This window comes from Enterobacter sp. Ag1, assembly GCA_000277545.1.
Classification (GTDB): Bacteria; Pseudomonadota; Gammaproteobacteria; order Enterobacterales; family Enterobacteriaceae; genus Cedecea.
Genome location: AKXM01000043.1, coordinates 1 through 22,595 on the forward strand (window position 1 = coordinate 1; position 22,595 = coordinate 22,595).

21 protein-coding genes, 1 tRNA gene and 2 pseudogenes are annotated in these 22,595 nt (G+C 51.4%); 15 read left to right on the forward strand and 9 right to left on the reverse strand.

Annotation, left to right across the window (positions count from 1 at the left end):
- The first annotated feature begins 175 nt into the window (after positions 1-175).
- The 6 genes and pseudogenes from A936_RS17020 to tssD all read left to right on the forward strand — a co-directional run bounded on the left by A936_RS17020 (position 176) and on the right by tssD (position 5,654).
- A complete protein-coding gene (locus tag A936_RS17020; protein WP_008459987.1) occupies positions 176-1,324 on the forward strand; it encodes an integrase core domain-containing protein in 1,149 nt (382 codons plus the stop codon).
- A 432-nt stretch (positions 1,325-1,756) separates the two neighbouring features.
- Positions 1,757-1,969 carry a transcription antiterminator/RNA stability regulator CspE gene (cspE, locus tag A936_RS17025; RefSeq protein WP_008459989.1) on the forward strand — a complete coding sequence of 71 codons (213 nt, stop codon included), beginning with the start codon at positions 1,757-1,759 and terminating at the stop codon, positions 1,967-1,969.
- Between the two features lie 256 nt (positions 1,970-2,225).
- Positions 2,226-3,410 carry a mannonate dehydratase gene (uxuA, locus tag A936_RS17030; RefSeq protein ID WP_008459992.1) on the forward strand — a complete coding sequence of 395 codons (1,185 nt, stop codon included), beginning with the start codon at positions 2,226-2,228 and terminating at the stop codon, positions 3,408-3,410.
- Between the two features lie 74 nt (positions 3,411-3,484).
- Complete coding sequence (gene uxuR, locus A936_RS17035; protein ID WP_008459994.1) at positions 3,485-4,267, forward strand: Uxu operon transcriptional regulator; 783 nt, start codon at positions 3,485-3,487, stop codon at positions 4,265-4,267.
- Positions 4,268-5,007: 740 nt separating this feature from the next.
- Positions 5,008-5,274: a hypothetical protein gene (locus tag A936_RS17045; protein WP_008459997.1), complete on the forward strand. Its 267-nt coding sequence runs from the start codon at positions 5,008-5,010 to the stop codon at positions 5,272-5,274.
- 19 nt (positions 5,275-5,293) lie between these two features.
- Positions 5,294-5,654, forward strand: a pseudogene (gene tssD / locus A936_RS17050) (type VI secretion system tube protein TssD).
- A 38-nt stretch (positions 5,655-5,692) separates the two neighbouring features.
- Here the strand turns inward: tssD and A936_RS17055 are convergent.
- The 5 genes from A936_RS17055 to A936_RS17075 all read right to left on the reverse strand — a co-directional run bounded on the left by A936_RS17055 (position 5,693) and on the right by A936_RS17075 (position 9,374).
- Positions 5,693-6,490, reverse strand: a complete 798-nt coding sequence (locus A936_RS17055) for an anti-sigma factor family protein (RefSeq protein ID WP_008460001.1) — start codon at positions 6,488-6,490, stop codon at positions 5,693-5,695.
- Positions 6,487-7,035: an RNA polymerase sigma factor gene (locus A936_RS17060; RefSeq protein WP_008460002.1), complete on the reverse strand. Its 549-nt coding sequence runs from the start codon at positions 7,033-7,035 to the stop codon at positions 6,487-6,489. Before A936_RS17060 ends, A936_RS17055 begins: the two co-directional genes overlap by 4 nt.
- Complete coding sequence (locus A936_RS17065) at positions 7,013-7,465, reverse strand: tetratricopeptide repeat protein (protein ID WP_442892840.1); 453 nt, start codon at positions 7,463-7,465, stop codon at positions 7,013-7,015. The genes A936_RS17060 and A936_RS17065 overlap by 23 nt, the downstream gene beginning before the upstream one ends.
- Before the next feature lie 100 nt (positions 7,466-7,565).
- On the reverse strand, positions 7,566-8,156 hold the full coding sequence (locus A936_RS17070) for a cytochrome b (RefSeq protein WP_008460004.1): 591 nt from the start codon (positions 8,154-8,156) through the stop codon (positions 7,566-7,568).
- A 123-nt stretch (positions 8,157-8,279) separates the two neighbouring features.
- Positions 8,280-9,374, reverse strand: coding sequence for an adenosylhomocysteinase (locus tag A936_RS17075; RefSeq protein WP_034809735.1), 1,095 nt, complete (start codon positions 9,372-9,374; stop codon positions 8,280-8,282).
- 221 nt (positions 9,375-9,595) lie between these two features.
- Here A936_RS17075 and A936_RS17080 point away from each other — a divergent pair, with 221 nt between their 5' ends.
- Complete coding sequence (locus tag A936_RS17080) at positions 9,596-10,180, forward strand: histidine phosphatase family protein (RefSeq protein WP_008460006.1); 585 nt, start codon at positions 9,596-9,598, stop codon at positions 10,178-10,180.
- Positions 10,181-10,237: 57 nt separating this feature from the next.
- Here the strand turns inward: A936_RS17080 and A936_RS17085 are convergent, their stop codons facing one another.
- The 3 genes from A936_RS17085 to A936_RS17095 all read right to left on the reverse strand — a co-directional run bounded on the left by A936_RS17085 (position 10,238) and on the right by A936_RS17095 (position 13,770).
- Positions 10,238-11,911 (reverse strand): carbohydrate porin, encoded by a 1,674-nt coding sequence (locus tag A936_RS17085; RefSeq protein ID WP_008460008.1) that lies wholly within the window; start codon positions 11,909-11,911, stop codon positions 10,238-10,240.
- Between the two features lie 89 nt (positions 11,912-12,000).
- Positions 12,001-13,323, reverse strand: a complete 1,323-nt coding sequence (locus tag A936_RS17090; RefSeq protein WP_008460011.1) for a PTS sugar transporter subunit IIC — start codon at positions 13,321-13,323, stop codon at positions 12,001-12,003.
- 132 nt (positions 13,324-13,455) lie between these two features.
- A complete protein-coding gene (locus A936_RS17095; protein ID WP_008460012.1) occupies positions 13,456-13,770 on the reverse strand; it encodes a PTS sugar transporter subunit IIB in 315 nt (104 codons plus the stop codon).
- Between the two features lie 195 nt (positions 13,771-13,965).
- Between A936_RS17095 and A936_RS17100 the strand changes: the two genes are divergently transcribed.
- The 7 genes and pseudogenes from A936_RS17100 (at position 13,966) to A936_RS17130 (ending at position 21,763) form a co-directional block, all read left to right on the forward strand.
- Entirely contained in the window at positions 13,966-14,673 is a 708-nt protein-coding gene (locus A936_RS17100) for a GntR family transcriptional regulator (RefSeq protein WP_008460014.1), read from the forward strand.
- Positions 14,674-15,029: 356 nt separating this feature from the next.
- A complete protein-coding gene (gene bglK, locus A936_RS17105) occupies positions 15,030-15,923 on the forward strand; it encodes a beta-glucoside kinase BglK (RefSeq protein ID WP_008460016.1) in 894 nt (297 codons plus the stop codon).
- A 10-nt stretch (positions 15,924-15,933) separates the two neighbouring features.
- On the forward strand, positions 15,934-17,364 hold the full coding sequence (locus A936_RS17110) for a 6-phospho-beta-glucosidase (RefSeq protein ID WP_008460019.1): 1,431 nt from the start codon (positions 15,934-15,936) through the stop codon (positions 17,362-17,364).
- 412 nt (positions 17,365-17,776) lie between these two features.
- The gene (locus tag A936_RS17115; protein WP_034809738.1) at positions 17,777-18,226 is read left to right on the forward strand and encodes a cupin domain-containing protein; all 450 of its coding nucleotides are present in this window, start codon (positions 17,777-17,779) and stop codon (positions 18,224-18,226) included.
- Between the two features lie 296 nt (positions 18,227-18,522).
- Complete coding sequence (locus A936_RS17120) at positions 18,523-20,214, forward strand: methyl-accepting chemotaxis protein (RefSeq protein WP_008460024.1); 1,692 nt, start codon at positions 18,523-18,525, stop codon at positions 20,212-20,214.
- A gap of 154 nt (positions 20,215-20,368) precedes the next feature.
- Complete coding sequence (locus A936_RS17125) at positions 20,369-21,178, forward strand: CatB-related O-acetyltransferase (RefSeq protein WP_008460026.1); 810 nt, start codon at positions 20,369-20,371, stop codon at positions 21,176-21,178.
- Between the two features lie 262 nt (positions 21,179-21,440).
- Positions 21,441-21,763: pseudogene (locus A936_RS17130) on the forward strand (DUF1889 family protein).
- Between the two features lie 61 nt (positions 21,764-21,824).
- Here A936_RS17130 and A936_RS17135 read toward each other — a convergent pair.
- Positions 21,825-21,900, reverse strand: a tRNA-Ile gene (locus tag A936_RS17135).
- A 126-nt stretch (positions 21,901-22,026) separates the two neighbouring features.
- Here A936_RS17135 and mug point away from each other — a divergent pair.
- Positions 22,027-22,533, forward strand: a complete 507-nt coding sequence (gene mug, locus A936_RS17140) for a G/U mismatch-specific DNA glycosylase (protein WP_008460030.1) — start codon at positions 22,027-22,029, stop codon at positions 22,531-22,533.
- Positions 22,534-22,595: the final 62 nt, after the last annotated feature.

Consider the following 22,595-nt stretch of genomic DNA (forward strand, 5'->3'; position numbering starts at 1 on the left):
GAATGTTTGGGTGATAGCCGGTGGGTTTACCGCTTCAGCGGCGATGAGCTCGCCGGGCGCCGGGGGTTGTCAGGGGGCATGGCGTTGTATGAACTGGCACATAGGTAACACTTTAAACCGGGCACATGGGTAACAGGTTATAACTGGTACGGTAAACTGAGTGAGGAGGTTTATCGTGCCCTGGCTTGAGACTGTTACCATGCAACGAATGCAATTTGTCATGGCATGCCTTGTAGACGGATTATCTGTCAGCGATGCCTGTCGCAGATTCAATATCAGCCGTAAAACGGGCTATAAGTGGTTAGCTCGTTTTTCAGGCGAAGATGTTAACTCTCTGGCTGACCGTTCCAGGGCACGCCATCATCAAAACACCATTCCTGAGTCGATGGTTCAGTTGCTGCTGAAAACTAAAAAGCAGTACATGCTGTGGGGGCCAGAAAAAATCAGGCAATATCTGCTCAATCTGGATACTCCCGGTGTCCCTGCCGCAAGCACTGTCGGCCAGATATTCAAGTCTCATGGATTGGTAAAAGCACGCCCCCCTGCTCGATTCAAGCCGACACAGCCCCATGTTCTGTATGAGGTCAAAGAGCCCAATGATGTCTGGAGTGCTGATTTTAAAGGGAAATTTAAACATGCTAACGGGAAATGGTGTTACCCGCTCACGCTGACGGATAACTGCAGCCGGATCATCCTCGCCAGTGAGGCGACCTATTCCCCTAATAATGCCTTTGTCGTTTCCTGCCTCGAGCGCATTTTTATTGAAAACGGCATGCCCCAATTATTACGGACTGATAACGGTGCACCCTTTGCCGGACATGGGGTGTGGGGGTTGAGTGTCATGTCCGTCTGGTTATTAAAATGTGGCATTATTCCTGAACGTATCCGGCCAGGTAAACCGACTGAAAACGGGCGTCACGAAAGAATGCACCGGACAATGAAGGAAGCGCTCAACCAACATTGCTCATTTTCTTCTCTGGAAGAACAGCAACAATGGTTTGACAGATGGCGAAAGGAATTCAACGAGATAAGGCCGCATAAAGCGCTTCAGGGTAAAACGCCGGCCTCGGTCTGGAAACCTTCGGAAAGACAGTTTACGGGGCCACGAACAGAAATGCCTGTCCCGGATAATGCCAGAATGTTGAGAGTCGCGCAGAGAGGAGATTTATGGTTCAACAGTACCCGAATATTTCTGAGTGAAGCGCTACGAAATGAGTGGGTCTGGATGAAACCGTTGAATGAGCAATGCGACGAAATAGGATTTGGTGAACTGATACTGGCGCATTACGACAGAATCAATCACCGTATCCTGAGGTTAGATTGAGAGAAAGGTGTAACCCATGTGACCGGTCAGTTCTGTAACCCATGTGACCGGTTCATACAGCGTAGTGCCCCCTGACACGTTCACTGTCTCTGTACCTGTAGGGTAAAAAGAGATACGGGTGAACGGAACTTAAGCCGCTCTCTTTATAGATAACTTGTGTGAACAGCCAACAGTTTCATGTCCCCCTTAAATGAGAATTTTTTTTATTTCCCTGCTGTACTTGCTAAATGGCGGCGGACGTGAGAGATTAGCACCCGGTTTGGAACACAGACCTTATGAAAGCAGTTTTAGTAAAGCAGTCCTCAGTTCAAGCGCTATCTTAGATATCCCTTCTTCTCGAGTCTCCTCCTAAGTGCCCGAATAAGTCCAACTCTGCTGAACAGACCATGTTCGCCGCGTTTAGTGGCTCAAGAAACTGAAAAGGTAATATCTATGTCTAACAAAATGACTGGTTTAGTAAAATGGTTCAACGCTGAGAAAGGTTTCGGCTTCATCTCTCCTACCGATGGCAGCAAAGATGTATTCGTACACTTCTCTGCAATCCAGAGCGACAGCTTCAAAACCCTCGACGAAGGCCAGAAAGTTGAGTTCTCTATCGAGAACGGCGCTAAAGGCCCAGCTGCTGCTAACGTTGTTGCGCTGTAATCCAGCCTGACGTTTCAGAAGTGAAGAAACCCGCTACGGCGGGTTTTTTTGTGCCCGCAGTTTGTAGATGTCTGATATCTTTTGCCCTCTCCTGCCTAATGTTGTGTGTTAAATTGTGATTTTGGTTAACCAATTATCCCTTCCTGATTGACACGCTTGCCGAATTGGCCGAACTTAGACGCTATATCACGCACCTAAAGAGGTGCTTAATCATCAGTGTTTACTGGTCAACCAATTTGAGTTGTGGGGGGATATTATGAAGCAAACCTGGCGCTGGTATGGTCCAAACGATCCGGTTAGTCTGGCCGACGCCCGGCAGGCGGGGGCGACAGGGATCGTCACCGCGCTGCACCATATTCCGAACGGTGAAGTGTGGCCGGTCGAAGAGATACTGAAACGCAAAGCCGTGGTGGAGGCCGCCGGGCTGGTCTGGTCGGTGGTGGAAAGCGTGCCTATCCACGAAGAGATCAAAACCCATCGCGGGCAGTACGATTTGTGGATCGACAATTACTGCCAAAGTCTGCGTAACCTGGCGGAATGCGGCATCTACACCGTGTGCTACAACTTTATGCCGGTACTGGACTGGACGCGCACCGATCTCGAATACCCGCTGCCGGACGGCTCCAAAGCGCTGCGCTTTGACCAAATCGAATTCGCCGCGTTTGAGCTGCATATTCTGAAGCGCAAAGGGGCTGAAGCTGACTACAGCGCGGAAGAAATTGAACAGGCAAACCGACGCTTCGCGGAAATGCGAGAGGATGAAAAAGCGCGGCTGACCCGCAACATCATCGCTGGCCTGCCCGGCGCGGAAGAGGGCTACACGCTCGAGCGGTTCCGCGCCCAGTTGGACACTTACAAAGATATCGACAAAGCGAAGCTGCGCGAAAACTTTGCCTACTTCCTTGAGGCCATTATCCCCGTTGCGGAGCAGGTTGGCATCAAAATGGCGGTTCACCCGGACGATCCTCCGCGCCCCATCCTTGGCCTGCCGCGCATTGTTTCAACTGTGGAGGATATGCAGTGGATGGTGGAGGCGGTGAACAGTCCGGCGAATGGCTTTACGATGTGTACCGGCTCTTACGGCGTGCGGGCCGATAACGACGTGGTCGGCATGATTAAACGCTTCGGGCCTCGTATCTACTTCACGCACCTGCGCTCAACGCTGCGGGAAGAAAATCCTAAAACCTTCCATGAGGCCGCACACCTTTATGGTGACGTGGATATGTATGAAGTGGTGAAAGCCATTGTGGAAGAGGAACAGCGCCGGAAAGAAGCAGGGCAAAGTGAACTGATTCCGATGCGCCCGGATCACGGCCATCAAATGCTGGATGACCTGAATAAAAAGGTGAATCCAGGCTATTCGGCGATTGGCCGTCTGAAGGGGCTGGCAGAAGTGCGTGGCGTTGAGATGGCTATCCAGCGCGCGTTCTTTGGTAAATAGCCCTCGTCGGGCCAGGGAATGGGTCAACCAGTTATGCTATAGTCCGGCTCATTCCCTACCTGCCGTGAGTAAAGATGAAACCGCAAATCCAGGACAAACCTGCCGCGCAGCCGCAGCGGCCTTATCAGGAAGTGGGCGTGATGCTGCGCGACATGATTGCGCGGCAGCAATATGCCCTGGGGGATCGTCTTCCGCCCGAGCGTGAAATTGCGGCGCTGCTGTCGGTGAGCCGGACCGTGGTGCGCGAAGCGCTGATCATGCTTGAGATTGAAGGGCTGGTGGAAGTCCGCCGTGGGGCGGGTATTTTTGTGGTTGCCATGCCGGATAAACTCGTTAACCCTCCGGTCGGCACGAGCCAGTGCAACGATGCCGGGCCGTTTGAGCTATTGCAGGCGCGCCAGCTGCTGGAAAGCAATATCGCGGAGTTTGCCGCCCAGCAGGCCACACGGGAAGATATTCTGAAAATGCGTCAGGCCTTGCAGATAGAAGAACAGGAACTGGCTGCCGGGGATAACGAAAGCGGCGACAGGCAGTTCCATCTTGCCGTGGCCGAGGCCACCCACAACAGCATGCTGGTGGAATTGTTTAAACAATCCTGGCAGTGGCGTGAAAACAACCCGATGTGGATCCAGCTGCACAGCCATCTGGAGAACAACCACTATCGGCAAGAGTGGCTCGCCGACCATAAACAAATCCTTGCGGCGCTGATCAAGAAAGACGCCAAAGCGGCCAAACACGCGATGTGGCAGCACCTGGAAAACGTCAAAAACCGGCTGCTGGAGCTGTCCGACGTCGATGATATTAACTTCGACGGTTATTTGTTCGAGTCCTGGCCGCTGAACGAGCCCGGGCGTTAATTCTCGAAAAGGCCAGCTAATTAGCTGGCTTTTTTTGCTCTGTATATCCTTTCTTTTTTAGAACGGTAGTTTAGCTGGATTGCATTTATATTCATTTAATGAATGATCTGGCGTGGATGATTTATTGAATGAATAGCTTGTGATGTTATTTTTATTTTAAATGAGAAGAGTGTCATAAATAATGAACTCTTTGAGAGGTAAGTCTAGTTTATTTTATAAAATATAATTATTATCCATAAATCTTATTGTACTAAGCAATGGATGACTTATGGCTTTACATGGAAAGATGCTGCTGAATAATTCATATTATGCAATAATAAGAAATGCGTTGCTGAGCACAACACCTATTCGTGTGCCTTGTATTAAGTTCTTGATGGCCCGTGGTTGGATTGAGGTCGTGGTCTATGGCGATAACAACACGTGTCCGTAATGTTGGAAAAACACTCTATTTTTTAATCTTATCACTGATTATAGGTCGTACAATTGGGAATCCTGAAATATGGTTCGATCATGACCTGGCCACTCAGCTAGGCAACATACTGTATGGTCCCGGAGAGATTGGTGCTGATAATTTTTATGATCTCTATTTTTATATCTCTATCATTACTGATTTATCTGTAACAATATTGATTTATTTTATAACTGTGAAGTTATTCAGAGCTATCAGGAGTGAGTTCTAATGCTAATTACTCACTGTATGAAGTTACCCATCGCTCTCGGATAAATTGAGGTGGTTGCCAGTGGAATTGCCAACGCTTGCCCGTAGATTGCTTAAAATAGGGTTGCTCCTGTTTATTGGCGCAATGGTAATGATACGTTTAGATAATCCAGAAAACTATGTTAACCGTCAAGTTGCGAACAAGATCGCCCTGTTTATAGCGGGGAATATCAACGCAGAGTCAATTTATGACGCTTACTTTTATATCGATATTATCTGCGTAGTAGCCATTACCATTGCAGCTTACCTGATAGCAATTAATTTAATAATCAAAATAAGGAAATACTAAAACGCCAATTTATCCCAATATGTGGCTTAAAGATGATGGTGGTGCAGATATAAAAGGTTCTGTAGACATTGAAGATGGCGAAGGTAGTTGATAGCTCAACACCTTACCTTTATAAAGCCGCAGGGCAGACACTGAGAAATGCTGAGGTCTGGTTTTACCGGATAAACGATGCGGGGCAGGAGGTTTGCTACTACACGGTATATATGGAGAATGCAAAAATCACGGGCGTTAACTGTGGTGTTCCAAATGTGAAATTGGCTGGAAACGATAAAATGAAGCATAACGAAAGCGTCAGCCTGCACTATGAAAAAATTACCTGTCGTATTGTTGATGGAAATATTCAGTATACGGACGCCTGGAACGAACGTCCTGGCGCTTAAACGCTTCGCTGTAAATGGCCGCGGATGCGGCCCTTATTTCACGCGAACTGCCGCTGCAGCAGCTCGCCGCTTTGCTGTAAATCCTGCTGCGGGTTGCGGCCTATCAGCACATATTCATACCCCTTACTGCGCCACCAGACGAGGTTAAGGCCGCGGCGAACTTCGTGCTTCAGCGTAGGGCTGTCGGCTGCCTTGCTGCGGGAAATACACAGCGCCATCGGCCCGTAGCTGGCGTGCAGGTAGGCCATCTGCGCGATGGAGGTGCTGTCGTAGCGCAGCATCCTGACGCTTTTTAGCTCGGCTTCCGGCAGCTCAACTTCACCTTGCTGCAGCCTGAGGCCGATATCTTGCTGCATACGGTTCAGGCCGTTTTGCAGCGCCTGAGGCGTGACGTTGATGTCCGCTAGCGTTTCGGCGCTGTAAAGCGACATGTACTGCGCAATCAGGTCGCGAATTTCTGGCTCGCCGCTAAGTTTTTGCTCGCCGGGGCGAATAAAGCGCCCGGCCAGCACGCCGACGGCGAGGAAGCTGAGGGAGGCGGCGATCAGGCTGCGGCGGCTAACGCCTTGTGTTTGCGGCTTCATGTTCACCGGCTGATGCAGCAGCACGTTGAGTTTGGCCTGCATTCTATCGACTGGCGCTTCTTCCAAAAGTGGGGCAAAAGCCTGTTCCAGCGGCAGATGGCTTTGCATGAGCGGCTCAACGCGGGCGGCCAGATCGGCGTCGTTATTCAACTGCTGCTCAAAGGCGTGGCGTTCATCCTCGCGCATTTCGCCGTCCAGCCAGGCCACGATAGCCTCATCGCTCCACGGAGCGGAGAAGGATTGACGCGTCATTGGAGCTCCTTCTTCATCGTCGGCATCAGGTGCCTGGCCAGCGTCAGACGCGCGGCGGCCAGGCGGCTCATCACGGTGCCGATGGGAATGGCCAGCGTGTCGGCCGCTTCCTGATAGGTAAAGCCTTCGACATACACTAAAAACACGGTATTGCGCTGGGCTTCAGGTAGCTCGCTAACCTGCTGCAGCAGCGCGTGATACTGGTGCTTGTCTTCGGTATTTTCGCTGTCTGCCAGCTGGCTCAGTTCGTCGCTGTCGACAAAGCCCTGGCCCTGGCGAACGCGCAGGGCGCGAATTTCGTTGATCCAGATAGAGTACAAAATCGCAAACAGCCAGCGGTCTATCCGCGTCCCGGACTGAAACTGACTGCAGCGCTCTAAAGCGCGCACGCAGGTGGACTGAACCAAATCTTCAGCCACATCACGATTGCGGGACAGCACCATGCCGTAACGCCAGAGGCGGGCAAGGTGCTGGGCCAGCTGTAAACGAACTTCGTTGACGGTGATTTTTATGCCCTCAGCCTTAGGACTCCGGGTGCCCGTCAATGGCGGCTTTTAAATCGCGATACTCCTCGCAGCCGGTTCCGCAGAGCGTTTTAATGGTCGCTAACTGGGCTTTCGCCAGGTCAGGGCGGCCCTTAATCATCCACGCTTCGCCAAGATATTCGCGCACTTTGGCATAGTGCGGATCCAGGGCGATGGAGCGCTGATAATAGCCGATTCCTTCGTCGGTGCGCCCCAATTTTCTTGTGGCGTAACCCCGGTAGTTCCAGGCTTCACGCGTGTTGGGCTGCTGCAGGGTATCCAGCAGGTTTAACGCCTCCTGATACCGGCCTGATTTTGCCAGATGGTAAGCATATTGCGTCTTGTCGCTGTCGCTTAACATGCTGCTCTTTTCCACGGTACAGGTTTTGGTTTTGCTGTCGTACACCTGGCCTTTCGGGCAGTCCGGCGTTTTGGAATCATCGTCGCCCATGGCGCTGGCGGTGGCGGAGTAGAAAAGTCCGCTGGTCACGAGGCACAGCAAAGGCAGCAGTTTACGAGTTAAAGGCATGTTCATGGTGTCGTCCTGTAGGTTAACGAGAGTGGCCTTTGCAGGCGGGGAGCATGCGGCGCAGCGTGCCGTCACGCAGAACATAGTGGTGGATCAGGGCGGCGACAGCATGCGCGCCCGCCAGCAGGATCAGCGCCCAGGCCACGTTGTTGTGCAGCATCGCCAGGGTATGGCGCAGCGTCGGATCGATGTTAAACACGTCCGGAACTTCAAACAGGTTGAAGAACCAGAAGGGTTCGCCCTGCGCCCAGCGGAACAGGAAGCCAAGCGTGATCTGAGTCAGCAACAGGATGTAAAGCACGCCGTGGGTGGCATGAGCGGCGATGCGAAACGCGCCTGGCATCGGCACTTTCTCCAGCTTTCGTGACGGCGAAAAAGCGGCGCTGATGCGCCAGATTAGTCGGACGACCATCACCGCCCCAAGCAAAATGCCGAACGAAATGTGTAGCGATTGCAGGCCTTTGCGAAGCGGAGTGCCGCGTTCAAGGACTTCCCAGATGTGCGCGCTGGCAAACAGAAATATCACGCAGAAGGCGGTTAGCCAGTGGAGGGCCATGCTAAAGGCGTCGTAGCGCTTGTGAGGCGGCGTAGCTTCGGGGGGCAGGTAACTCATGATTGTCTCTTCCTCAGGTTCTTGTAAGGAGTAAACAATCGGGGTGGGGAAATTATTCGGCGAAAACGAAAAAAAAGTCAGGCACTCCGCAGAGGCCTGACTTGATCGGGGCTGGAAGGCAGCTTAAAGGGCTTTTTCCCACACGGACTGCGGCAGTAAATAAACCGCTTTTTCAGCGTGCTGGCCGTCGGTCACGATGTGTTTGATGCCGCTTGCCATCACGGCCAGCGTCACGTCGAAGGCGTTCAGGCTGTCGCCGAAGCCGGCGGTCAGGTTCAGCATTGAGCCGTTCGCCATCAGATAAAGCGTTTTGCCGTTAAGCTGGTACGCGTTGATAAACGGCATCACTTCTTCGGTCGGATATTGCTGCAGGTAGCCGCAGTCGATCTCTTCCGCAACGTGGCCCACGTTCAGCACAAACACGCCGTCTTTGGCTTTATCCAGTACCGCTGCGCTGACGACTTTTTTCGCGCCGGTGGCGGTGGCGACAACGTCAGTGGTGGCAATCACGTCATGAATATCAACCACGTGCCAGCCGTCATAGGCGGCCTGCAGGCGGCGGGCCGGATCTAACTCGGCAACCATCACCTGGCCTCCGTAGGCTTTGGCGGCGGCGGCAACGCCCTGGCCCACCAGGCCATAGCCAATCACCAGTACTTTCTTTTCGTGCAGGGTGAGGTGGGTGGTCTGGAAGAAGGTCTGCCAGGCGGTGAGGCCAACCATGTGGCGGTTATGCAGGCCTTCTTTTACCGGCAGGTCGTCCCAGTTAAAAATTGGATAGCCGGGGCGCAGATCCGCGAGGCGGTTGACCCCGGAGCCGGTTGCTTCCAGGCAGGCAACCACGTCGCCAAACTCGCCACGCTGATGCAGCAGCGTGGTGATGTCCGCGCCCATTTCGCACAGATGCGTTGGGCGCCAGGCGATGGCTTTTTCCCACGAGTCGCGCCAGTCGGCGTCGTTCATATTGCGCCATGCGCTGGCTTCCGCCCCGGCGGCGACCAGGTAAGCGATAACGTCATCCTGTACGGTGGTTGGGTTGCAGGTGGTGAGGAAGACTTTGGCATTTTTCTTCAGCAGGCCTTCAACCAGCGGGATCATTTTCAGGTCGAGATGCATATTGCAGGCGATGCGAACGTGGCTTAAGTCGGGCAGCGCCTGAACCTGTTTGAGGGTGCGAACCATGTGGCGAGTAGACCACGCAATCTCTTTGTTAAACATCTCGTTCTGGGTGCTCACGTCTTTTCCTTATTAATTGTTTTTACTGGTTTTTATAGAATATATCATCACGTTAACGGACGTCAGAATAGCAAAACGATGGCCAGTTGTTAATCGCTGAACCCGGCGCGGCAGGCGTGACGTCTGCTTACCAATGTTTTGTTTTTTTCCTCGGTTTCTTCTCTATAGTAAAAGTTTCATTCCCTGATAAAAACGAGAAAAACATGATCAAAAAAGCGCTTGTTGTGTTGCTGAGCAGTGCCTTCTTGACCCCGATGATAGCGAATGCCGACAGCACGATAGTCTTCCTGCGCCACGGTGAGAAACCGGCTAACAATAGCGGGCAGCTCACCTGCAAAGGGCTGAATCGCGCGCTGCAATTGCCGTCGGTTCTGCTGAGCCAGTACGGCAAACCGGATGCCATCTACGCCGCCGCGCCGAAAGAGAACAAAACCGGCAGCTCGCTGCGCCCGTTAACCACCATCACGCCGACCGCAATCCGCCTTTCTCAGGCCATCGACCTGCATTACCACGCGGAGCAGACGGACGAACTGGCGGATGATTTACTGAAAACTCAGAGCAGCGGCCGCCTGACTTTTGTCTCGTGGGAGCACAAAAACCTGGTGATAGCGGCGCAAAAGCTGGTGAAGAAAACCGGCGGCGACCCAACCGTGGTGCCAAAATGGCCGGGCAGCGATTTTGATTCGCTGTACATCATCAAACTGGACGATCAAAAGCGATTTAAATCTTTCACCCACGGGGCTGAAGGGCTGAATAACGTGCCGGACAGCTGCGCGGGCGCGAGCTGACAGAAAAGAAAAACCCGTCTGGAAGACGGGTTTTTTTATGCACTTAGCAAAAGAGGATTACCACCACACTTCAGCCTGAACGCCAGCCATAAACTCGTTCTTGCTGTTTTCGTTAAAGCGGAAGTTTGACAGCTCGTTGTCCAGAATATTCAGGTATGTGCCGTAGAAACGAATTTCAGGCCGCGAGCCGAGCAGGCTTGGGCCAACCTTCAGAGCGTGATAGAGCGTGGTTTTGTAGCCCGACTCTTTCAGGTTAACCCCTTGCTCTGTTTTGTTTTTCTGGGTAAACCAGCTCAGCTCCAGGCCGGTCTGGTTCCAGGTATCCCAAATCCACGCCGGGCGAATCACGGCCCGAATGCTGCTGAAGTCGCTGTGGGCGCCGCTCTCATAGCTATAAACATCGCTACCCTGGGAGTAAACCAGCGCGTTAGCCATGATGATCCTGTCCGCGAGGTACATTTCCCCCTGCGAAATCAGACGCCAGGCCACGCCGTCCGTCTGGTCGCCGTAGTAATATCGGCCCGGTGCCATGGAGTTGCTGGCTCCCGAGAAGTTCGCGAAGCTGCTGGCATAAGAGTTATTGGCCACCTGCAGGGTAAACTCGTTGAAGGTGTCGCGCGGCAGATCCTGGCGCACAATGGCCGTCGCCATCCAGGTATCCTTCAGTTTAAAGAAGGAGCCGTTATTTTCGTTGTCCTTCTGGTCGTCAGTTTTATTGGCAAAGGCGTATTTGCCCATCAGCGAGAGCGAACCTTTTTCCCACAGCGGAATGTTGCGGTAGCGCAGGTCAACCGAGTTGGTGTTCATCTGCGTGGTGTGGCTGAAGTCGCGGGAATAAACGTCGACGTCGTTGCGGCTGAGGGAGGCGTCAAGCTGGCCGACGCCCAGGTTCCAGTTTTGGATCCCGACGGCCGCCGCCACCTGGGTAGTTAAGGATTTCCAGTCGAGCATCTGGATTTCGTACTCAGGCAGCTTGTGCTTCCCGACCCAGAAGTCTGCTTCCGGTGCAAACGGCAGGAAGCCTCTGGTGGTCAGGAAAATATCGCTGAACTGCATGATGTTTTCGTTGCCATTGTTGTCGCCAAACCAGGCGTCGTTATACTGCTCCCCGACGTTACCGTCGTAGGTCACGATGGCGTTGGCGGTTTTGCCGTCCTGGTTGTAGACGCGCTGGTTCAGCGTTAAGTCGAACCAGCCGCTCATTTCGTTGCCGAAACGACCCAGCGACCCGGCGGCGTAGGTTTGAGCCGACCCGCGATTGGCCGCTGCCCAGCCGGAACGGAAATAACCTTCGTAGCTAAAGCCAATATCATCTTTAATGTATTTACTGATGTCTTTCAGGGTAACGTTTTCTACGGTAGTCTTGCCACCTTCGTTATTGACCACGGCCACTTTTTGCGTGCCTTTCACCGGCGTTGGTGCCGGCTTAGTATCGAGATGATTATTTTCATTCTCGATGTTGTCGGCTACCGGAGAATACACCGTCTGATTGACCGGTGCCGGGCCAGACTGCACGTTGTTACCGGTTGGCTGCAGTTGGGCGACCTTATCTTTATATATGGCCAATTCTTTCTGAGTTTTATTTAATTCTGATTTGTTTTCTGATAATTGTTTTTCAAGTAATTCCAGACGCTGCTCTACCGTTAATTTGGCTGCCATTACGTGGGTTGAGGATAACGCCAGAAGGATGGATGAAGACAATAAGCTAACCTTCAATAAATTTGAATTCATAGAATGTCCCAGAAGTATAATTATTATTTGCCTCCGGTTTTAATAACCGGAGGCGGGTGGAAATTAAATTGCTATCATCGGTTTATTTATTACTGCGCCGCCTGTGCTGCATTTACCTTATTGGCGGCCATAACGAACGGTAAATAAATTAGCGTGGAGATGGCCAGGCATAGCAGCCCGACAATCAATGCCATCCAGTTCCCCCCGGTGCCGAAGAAGGCGATGAGCGGCCCCGGCGTTGTCCACGGTACGGCATAGGCAATTGGTGGAATAATCTCCAGAGTGACGAAGGTGTAGCCCACCAAAGAGTTGACGAACGGCACCATAATAAACGGAATGATCAGGATCGGGTTCAGCACGATGGGCAGGCCGAAAATCACCGGTTCGTTGATGTTAAACAGGCCCGGCACGAAGGCCATTTTCGCCAGATCGCGGTAGTCGGCACGGCGGGAGGCAATAAAAATAGCCAGCAGCAGGCCGAGCGTCATTCCCGAGCCACCGTAGTTGGCGAAGGCGTCGTTGATGCTCCCCCAGGTGATAGGGTATGGCGCCCCCCACGTAGTGCCGTTGGATGCGGCAAAAGAGAGGTTCTCGAGGTTAGCTTCGGAGAAAATAGTCTCGCGAATCGCCGCCGTGGTGTTCGGCCCGTGAATGCCCAGCACCCACAGGAAGTTGGTGACCACGCCAAGTACCAGCACCGCGACGATATTGGTGCCCATGTTTTTCAGCGGGGCCTGAATCAGGGTATAAATCAGTTCGTTCAGGCCATTCGGGGAGATTTTCGTCAGGCAGTAGTTCAGCACCGAGAAGAAGATCATCACGAAGAAGATAGGAATTAAAACTTTAAATGAGCGTGCAACCGCCGGCGGTACGGCGTCTGGCATGGTGATGGTGATCTTCGGGTTACGCGCCAGGCGGCAGAAGATTTCCCCGGTAATCAGCGCGACAATCACCGCCACAAAAAGCCCCTGCGGCCCCAGATATTGCGTGGTCAGATACGACTGCCCGCCCATCATTTGATAAGGGGTATAGACCACGAAGAACGCGCCGATAGCGGTCAGGCCGCACAGCAAGTCGTCCTGCTGATAGCTGATAGCGATATTACGTGCGACCAGGAAGGCAATCATGATCGACATGATATTCACCGACCCATTCATCACCGGGGAGAATATGTTTTGAGCTTCGGCTAAGTTAGGGAATAACACGCCGAGATGCAGCAGTGAAGCAATAAAACCATCCGGTGAAAGGATGGCAAAGTTAATCAGCACGATCAGCGAGCTGGCCATAACGATGGGGAACGACAAAATAAATGCATCGCGGATGGCCGAGACGTGTATCTGAGAGTTTAATTTAATCGCAATAGGAACAAGGAGCTTTTCCATACCGCGCTCAAAGGCATTCATAATACTCATGATGCGCCCTTTATCATTAGAGAGATATTGACTGATGATATAAGTTTATTGGCGAAGCCTCTGCTTAATAGCAGGTCGCGTAACGATAAACCTAATCAATTACCCATTGGGTTGTTATTTTGGCTGGAAAGCTTAGTGTTCACCGAGTAAATTCAGTGCGGAATCAAGAACTGATTTGCCATCCATTTGCCCGTAATACTTCATGTCGATTACCGCTACCGGAATTTTCCCCTGGGCGATTTCTTCTATTTCACTTTTTTGGAAGCGAACCTGAGGTCCCAGCAGAACAACATCTGCTTCATTTCTTTTAATTCTTTCTTTCGCCTCGGCAATCGCCAGTGCATTAATATTGACCGAAATATTTCCCGCGCTGGCGTGATCCTGCATTCTTTTCACCAGCATGCTGGTAGACATCCCGGCCGCACAAACCAATAATATATTCTTCATTTTTCCCCTTAACGCTTCGTAGATAATCAACCAGCGGCTAACTTAATGAATATCAATGCGTTCATCTGCCATTTCGATCACAGTTAGTCATGCCCGAGTGGTGCAGAAAGCAAAGTGAAAATGGACCTGTGTTGCGCTTTTATTATGACTCGAACGGTAATTGACTGTTTTTAAATAAGTTCAGGAGGTTCAAAAGTGGTATACAAAGATGTTGTTAACTTACTAAAAAACAGGATCAGCAGCCCAACTTATCATATCGGCGACATCCTCCCTTCGGAGAAAGAGCTGGCTGAGTTCTACAATGTGTCACGTAATACCTTGCGTAAAGCATTGAAAGTGCTGGAAGATGAGGCGTTGATTGAGCGTAGGCACGGCTCCGGCACCTATGTGCGAAATAAACATTTTCAGGCTTCGGTTACGCATCTGGACAGCTTCACCGAGATTGCCCGAAGTGAAGGGAAAAAACCGTCCAGCCAGGTGCTGAGATTTGAGCTGCAGCAGGCATCGGAAGAGATTGCCAGCCGCCTGCAGCTGGCCATCGGCGAACCGGTCTATTACGCCAAACGACTGCGCCACATCGACAACGTGCCGATGCAGCTGGAAGAGACCTGGCTGTCGGTGAACCGCTTCCCCGACCTGACGGTCAACCACATGAAGCGTTCGAAATTTTCCTACATCGAAGATGAATGCGGCGTCAAAATTCACGGCTGCTACGAGGCGTTTCAGCCCATTCTGCCGTCAACCGAGATTGCCAAAATGCTGCACATCAGTACCCGCGACCCGATTATCCGCATGGAAACCCAGTCCGTTGACGCCAGCCACAGCCCGATTGATTACTCGATCCTCTACACCAACGTGTTCGAGTTCCAGGTGAAGTATTTTTTGCCTCGTAAGGCGGGCTAGCCGCTGTGGCTGACCTTGCATTCGCCACGTCGGTCACAGTTCTGCTTTAAAAAGAGGTTCAATAATGTTCATGAAAATGAACCTGTCGCTTCTGAAAGATGAATATCAGCGGTAACTCACTGTATATCATATCTTTTGACAGGTTCAAAAGTTGTTCAATGTGTTATCCCCCTTCTATTGCCTGATGCGCCTCCCATTGATTAAGATTTTCTTCGTTTTCAGAACTGATAATTAAAAATTGAACTCGTCAATTTTTGTATTCCTTTTACCAGGCATGAATATGACCGGTGCGAAATAGTTTCCTCGTTTCAGTGGAAATAAACGATGAGCCGGAAATATGCAGGAGGAATTAGCGTATGAATATCGCCGCATTTGATATCGGTGGTACGGCTTTAAAAATGGGGATCGTCAACTCGCAGGGCGAGATACTGGCAAAGGGCAAAGAGACGATCGACGACAGCGATGGCGAGCAAATTTTACAGGCCATTTTAGCGTGGATTGCCGAGCATCCCGGCTGTGAAGGCGTGGCGATCAGCGCCCCTGGCTATGTCAATCCGCACACTGGCTTTATCGAAATGGGCGGGGCCATCCGCCGCTTCGACAACTTTGCCATCAAAGAATGGCTGGAAGAAAGCACGCAGCTGCCTGTTGCCATCGAAAATGACGCCAACTGCGTCCTGCTGGCTGAACGCTGGCAGGGGAAAGCGGCGGGGATGAGCAACTTCCTCGTACTGACCATCGGCACCGGCATCGGCGGAGCGATTTTCTGCAATAACCAACTGGTACACGGCGCGCGCTTCCGGGCGGGAGAATTCGGTTACATGCTGACCGAACGCCCTGGCCCACGCGATGTTCGCCGCTACACCATGAACGATACCTGCACCCTGAGAACCCTGCGCAAAGACTACGCGGAGTATGTCGGCAAGCCGCTTGAGGCCGTCAGCGGGGAAGAGATTTTCGACCGCTTTGATGCCGGCGACGTGGCGTGCCAGCGTATGGTGAACGCGTTCTTCAACGATCTCGGCACCGGCCTTTATAACCTCGTCAATCTGTTCGACCCGGAAAAAATCCTGCTCGGCGGCGGCATTGTGGAACGCCCAGGCTTCCTTGCGCTGCTGCGCGAATATCTGGCCTGGTTCACCCTCGACGACTATATCGACACCGTCAGTCACGGCAACGATGCCGGACTCATTGGCGCGGTCTACCATTTTAATCAGCACTATCGGTCGCAGCATGCGATCTCTAATTAAGGGAGAGAATATGTCTGGATTCAAAGAAGGTTTTCTGTGGGGCGGCGCGGTTGCGGCGCACCAGCTGGAAGGTGGCTGGAAAGAGGGCGGCAAAGGCGTTAGCGTTGCGGATGTGATGACGGCCGGCGCCCACGGCGTCCCGCGTGAAATTACCGATGGCGTGCTGCAGGGAAAAAACTACCCTAACCATGAAGCGATCGACTTCTACCACCGCTACAAAGAAGACATCCAGCTGTTTGCCGAGATGGGCTTCAAATGCTTCCGTACCTCCATCGCCTGGACGCGTATTTTCCCGCTGGGCGACGAGCTGGAGCCGAACGAAGCCGGCCTGCAGTTCTATGACGACCTGTTTGACGAATGCCTGAAGCACGGCATTGAGCCGGTGATTACGCTGTCGCACTTCGAAATGCCTTACCATCTGGTCACCGAATACGGCGGCTGGCGTAACCGTAAGCTGATTGATTTCTTCCTGCGCTTCTCGAAAGTGGTCTTCACTCGCTATCAGCACAAAGTGAAGTACTGGATGACCTTCAACGAGATCAACAACCAGGCCAACTACCACGAAGACTTCGCGCCGTTCACCAACTCGGGCCTGAAGTATCAGCCGGGTGAAGATCGCGAGCCGGTGATGTATCAGGCGTCTCACTATGAGCTGGTTGCCAGCGCTCTGGCGGTGCGTGCAGCCCGTGAAATCAACCCTGCGCTGCAGGTTGGCTGCATGATTGCCATGTGCCCAATTTACCCGCTGACCTGTGCGCCAGGCGATATGATGATGGCGATGAATGCGATGCACCGCCGCTACTGGTTCACCGACGTGCACGTGCGCGGTAAGTACCCGCAGCACCTGCTGAACTACTTCGAGCGCCGTGGTTTTGAGCTGGATATTACCGACGAAGATCTCGCGGCGCTGGCCGAAGGCTGCGTCGATTACATTGGCTTCAGCTACTACATGTCGTTTGCCACCAAAGCCAGCGCCGACAACCCGCAGTTTGACTACGACGAATCAAAAAGCCTCGTGTCTAACCCGTATGTGCAAAAATCCGACTGGGGCTGGCAGATTGACCCGGTGGGCCTGCGTTACTCTCTGAACTGGTTCTGGGATCACTATCAGCTGCCGCTGTTTATTGTGGAAAACGGCTTCGGGGCGATTGACGTGGCGCAGGCCGACGGCTTCGTGGACGACCAGTACCGCATCGATTATCTTTCGGCGCACGTCGCAGAAATGAAAAAAGCGGTAGTGGAAGACGGCGTTGACCTGATGGGCTACACCCCGTGGGGCTGTATCGACCTGGTCTCCGCCGGGACGGGCGAAATGAAAAAACGCTACGGCTTTATCTACGTCGATAAAGACAACGAAGGCCACGGCAGCCTGAGCCGCAGCCGTAAGAAATCCTTCCAGTGGTACAAAGATGTGATTGAGAGCAACGGCGAAAAGCTCTGATAACGCCTGTGGCTGACTGAACGCTGGGTTAAACACCAGCGTTTTTATTTGCATGTGTTCAACCCCTGAACTGAATTCACTCGGCTACCAGGTTGACGCTATTCCTGTATTTTTAGAATAAAGCGTTAAGTTAAATTATGGCTATCACCTTCTGTATTTAGTTTATTTTGTTCTAAAATATTCTTTTACCGTTTAATGACAATCAAAGTTAGCCTGTATTGAAATGCCCGCCTGGATGTTTTTTCACTCCACATTTTCTTTATATATATTTAATTTATTAACTAAATAAACTTGTCGTGCATGATATTGACGAAATTGACCACCTCTGGTGTACTAACCTTGAATTTTGTTTTTTGTTACGGTGCTTTATTCACCGAAAAAGTGCTGGCTGAAATTAACTCTGGACACGATCATGAAAAAAATAACACGGCTTATGTTGGCCACCACAGGTTTGCTTGTTTCAATGCTTGGACATGCCGAAGCCACAAAGACAGATGCCAGCGAACACCGTATTCCAGCGATAAAATTGATTAACACGGCTGATAATCACTCTGCGTTTGTAAAAGGTTCAATTCCCTCTCTGGCGAAACTTTCTTCTGAAAATCTCTATTTCAGTAATACCTTTGAAGAGTGGCAGAAAGGGGTGCATCCGGCACCGAAAAAGCAGTATGTGGTTACCCTGAAAGGCAAGCTGAAGTTTAAGGTTAGCGACGGCTCTACGTTCATCATCGAGCCAGGTACAGTACTGCTTGCAGCAGATACCGCCGGCGAAGGGCACAGCTGGGATATCGTTGATGGGAAGGAGTGGGTGCGCGTTTATATCCCGGTGGGAGACGACGATCGCTTCATCGCAGATAAATAAATCCTGCACAGATAAAGCGCTAATTTCAGTCCCGTTAACCACACAATGGAACGGGGCTGCCACTCCTAAAAATAGTAGTTTTAATTCTGTTTAGAACATTAATTCGTTCATTACTTGTCATCTCTTTGTCATTATTTTATGTGGCCAGATCATTATAAATAATGGCTAAAGAAGTCTCTCAGGCTGCCGATAAAAAATCGATAATTAAAAAAACACCGTCGCAACCGTTGATGTGATTTCTACCAATTACCTCCTCTTATTGCCTGCGATATAACCATTAAAGCTCAGAGGGATTTATGAACAAACTGAAGAATATGCGCCTTAGTACTATGCTGGGGGCTGGCTTTGCGCTGGTCATCGCTATTGGATTCTTTGTCGCATTATTTGCCAGAACGCAGTTGGTTTCTGTTGGAAATAACCTTAATTATGCTGCCAATGTCCGCCTGGTGAATTTGCTGCTGATCGTAAAGATTAAGGATAATATTACGGACAATGCCCACGATATTCGTGATATGGCGTTGTTCACCACGCTGCCGCATACCGAAGCTGAGAGTCGGGACTACATTACAAAAACCAACCAGGTACTCGAAAAGCGTATCGCGGACAACAACGTCCTCTTGAAACAGCTGGATAAGGCGCTGAGGCTTAAGCATTCTCGCGAGCTGTTCGACAACCTGAACAATGTTCGCCCGGCATACTCCCAGGCGCTTCGCAAGGTGATGAGCGTCAGCGCGGCGGGGCAGTATGATGCCGCCCGCGCGTTAGTCATCAGCGAAGTGGTTGGCCCCCAGGCCAGAGTACTCGATGCGCTCAGCGAGATGATTAGCGATCATTCCGGTAGCACGGTGGGCATGGCCCGTGGCTATGTGGAGGAAGCTCATTTTGCCGGTAACTTGTTGTTGATTATTACGATTATCAGTGCCGTGATTGGCTCTTTGATTGCCTGGAGCATCGGGCGATCGGTGAAAGGCCAGCTTGGCGGCGAGCCCGTTTATGCCGTCTCCGTGGCCAAACAAGTTTCTGAGGGGCAGCTCAATACCGCCGTTGAACTGAAGCAAGGGGACACCAGAAGCCTGCTCGCGGCTATGGATGAGATGCGTAGCCGTCTGCTCGGGGTTGTGCGTGAAGTGCGAGACAGCAGCCATTCTATCTCCGTGGGTGCCAGCGAGATTGCGGCTGGCAGCACCGATCTCAGCCAACGCACCGAAGAGCAAGCGGCCAGCCTGCAGGAAACGGCCGCTTCGATGGAACAAATGAGCCAGACAATTCAGCAGAATGCCGAGACGGTGCGCACTGCGACTCGCCTGGCCAACTCTGCCAGCGAAACGGCCACGCAAAGCGGGAGTGCCGTTAATAATCTGGTGCTGACGATGCGTGAAATTAGCGAAAGCTCACAGAAAATTGGCGACATTATTAGCGTTATTGACGGCATCGCATTCCAGACGAACATTCTGGCGCTGAATGCTGCCGTGGAAGCCGCTCGTGCAGGGGAGTCCGGGCGCGGTTTTGCAGTAGTTGCCGGGGAAGTTCGCTCGCTGGCGCAGCGTTCTGCTTCGGCGGCCAGTGAGATCAAAGCCCTGATTGAGGACAGCATGCGTACGGTAACAAAAGGATCGGATATGGTGAGTTCGGCGGGAACGACGATCGATGACCTGGTGCAACAGTCCCACCGCGTGGCCGGGCTTATTTCTGAAATTGGCGTGACGACGGAAGAGCAGGGGCAGGGGATTGCGCAGATCAACGTGGCGATCACTCAACTGGATCAGGTTACGCAGCAGAATGCTGCGCTGGTGGAGGAGTCTGCCAGCGCCGCTGAGAGCCTCAGCGATCAGGCTACTCGGTTGGTGCAGCTGATGAGTATCTTCAATACCGGGCAGGTCATTGCCGCAGCTAACGCCCGCCAGGATAAACCCGCACCGGCTTCTACCACTCGCAGGCCAGAGCTTGCCGCGAACGGTGGCCGTTTAGATAACTGGGAGCAGTTCTAAAATCTGCCGTAAGCTGTTTTAAAACTAAGGCCCGAGTTTACTCGGGCCTTACTGTTTTTAGGCTAAATTCACCTCATTTTGCGAAGTTGATAAAAACAGGTGGGTGGGATATCTTTATTTTTAACATAGTGACAATCTTATAAATGTTGAGAATATGAAAAGCGAATTATTTAAGTTTACTGAAGAAAATAATAATGGTTATACCTTTAGATGGACAAAAAGACATTATGAGTACTGTGCGGATAATAAGATATTTTTAGGTCACAAAGGCAGGAAGGTTTATAAAGAGAGAAGTTTATTGCGTTTCGTCAAAGGCGATAAAATAAAAATTGATGATAATGTTATCGCCGAAGAGTATTCCACTATGCCGATACGTAATTTTTCCAGCGTGGGCGCGTTTTCATTTCCAAGTTGCCATTTTTCAGGCAATACTGTCATCGGCAGATTCTGCAGTATTGCTGGGAATGTAAAGGTGATGGGTGGCAATCATCCCATGGACAGATTTACCACACATATGCTGACCTACAACGGGGGATTTGATAAATATGCCAGGACTGAATTTAATCGGCAGTGGGTATTAAAACCGTTTGATACGACGCAAAAAAATCCTGTAATAGGCAACGATGTCTGGATCGGCAATGATGTGGTTTTAAAAGGGGGAATTACCATCGGTGATGGCGCAGTTATTGCTGCAAACGCTGTGGTGACAAAGGATGTGCCTCCTTATGCCGTTGTTGCAGGTGTGCCAGCCAGGGTAATTAAATACCGTTTTAATGCTGATGTAATTAATGAGTTATTACATTTGAAATGGTGGGAATATAACTACCCAGAACTTCCTGATAATAATAAATGTGACGATATCGATTATTTTATTAAAGAGATTAGTGATGGGGTTGCCAGTGGAAGATTGAAGGTAAAAGAGTATAAGAAATTCGATCTTTCTAAAGACTTTAAGACGCTTTAATTTTGCGACTGCTCATTGTCGTGAGGCTTTATTTTTCGTTTCTGCGATCCTCTGGGAACGTTTATCAATCATTGCCTTTCCCGCTCGATATTACAGGCTGGCATGTTCTTCACCATGCCGGCTTTGAGTGATAAAACAACGGAAATAGGGCTGGCGGGAAGCAAAGAACCCTTTGTACTGGTCATAAACGTGACTGACCCTGAAAAAATGAAGTTTGATTAATGGTACATTTGATCTCGCTTGTCACAGTCTTATTGATTAAGTGGTTAATTTTAAGGATAAATTATGCCAACAGCGATTGATAAAGCGTTAGACTTCATTGGCGGTATGAATACCTCGGCCTCTGTGCCGCACCCTATGGATGAGAGCACCGCGAAGGGAATGCTTAGGTATCTGAAGCAATTGGGCGTCCCGGCAAGTGCTGCCGACGTTACGGCTCGTGGTGTTCAGGAGGGATGGAACACCGACTTCACGAAAAAAGTCGCCGGTTGGGCGGACAAGGTTGAGTCCGGTAACCGCCTCGTGATTAAAAACCCTGAATACTTTTCTGCCTACATGAAAGAAGAGCTTCGGGCACTGGTTTAAACGAAATCCCCATGACCCGCACAGCAAAAAGGCTGACGATTTCTCGTCAGCCTTTTTTGTCTGGTGGCCCCTGCTGGACTTGAACCAGCGACCAAGCGATTATGAGTCGCCTGCTCTAACCACTGAGCTAAGGGGCCGTGGCGCTGAATTATAATGTAACTGTCGATGGCAATCCAGCGCTTAAATTACATGTGCTGATTTTATAAACAATGGCTAATCAATCCCTTATACTTCCCGCTCGATTCCTTCAGATGAGAAATGCAATGGTTAGCGATATCCTTCAGCCTGACCTTCGGGTCGTGTTTTGCGGCATTAATCCGGGAAAATCATCCGCTCATCTCGGGCTGCCTTTTGCTCATCCTGCCAATCGCTTCTGGAAAGTGCTTCATCTTGCGGGTTTTACGGACCGCCAGCTCAAGCCTGAGGAGGCGCAGCTGTTGCTTTCCTACGGCTGCGGCGTGACGAAACTGGTGGAGCGGCCAACCGTGCAGGCAAACGAAGTGGCACTGCAGGAGCTGCGTGCTGGCGGGCGAGAGCTGATTACAAAGATGCAGGAGTACCAGCCGGGAGCGCTGGCGATTCTGGGCAAGCAGGCGTTTGAGCAGGCGTTCAGGCAGCGTGGCGCGAAATGGGGCAGACAGGAGATTACCCTCGGTGATACCGAGGTGTGGATTTTGCCTAATCCGAGTGGCTTGAGCCGCATCACGGTGGATAAGCTGGTGGAGGCCTATAGAGAGCTGAATGAGTCGCTGTCGGCGCGCGGGCGGTAGGTAAGGTGTTGCCGTTTTCCCTCACCCCGGCCCTCTCCCGGAGGGAGAGGGGAAAATAAAAG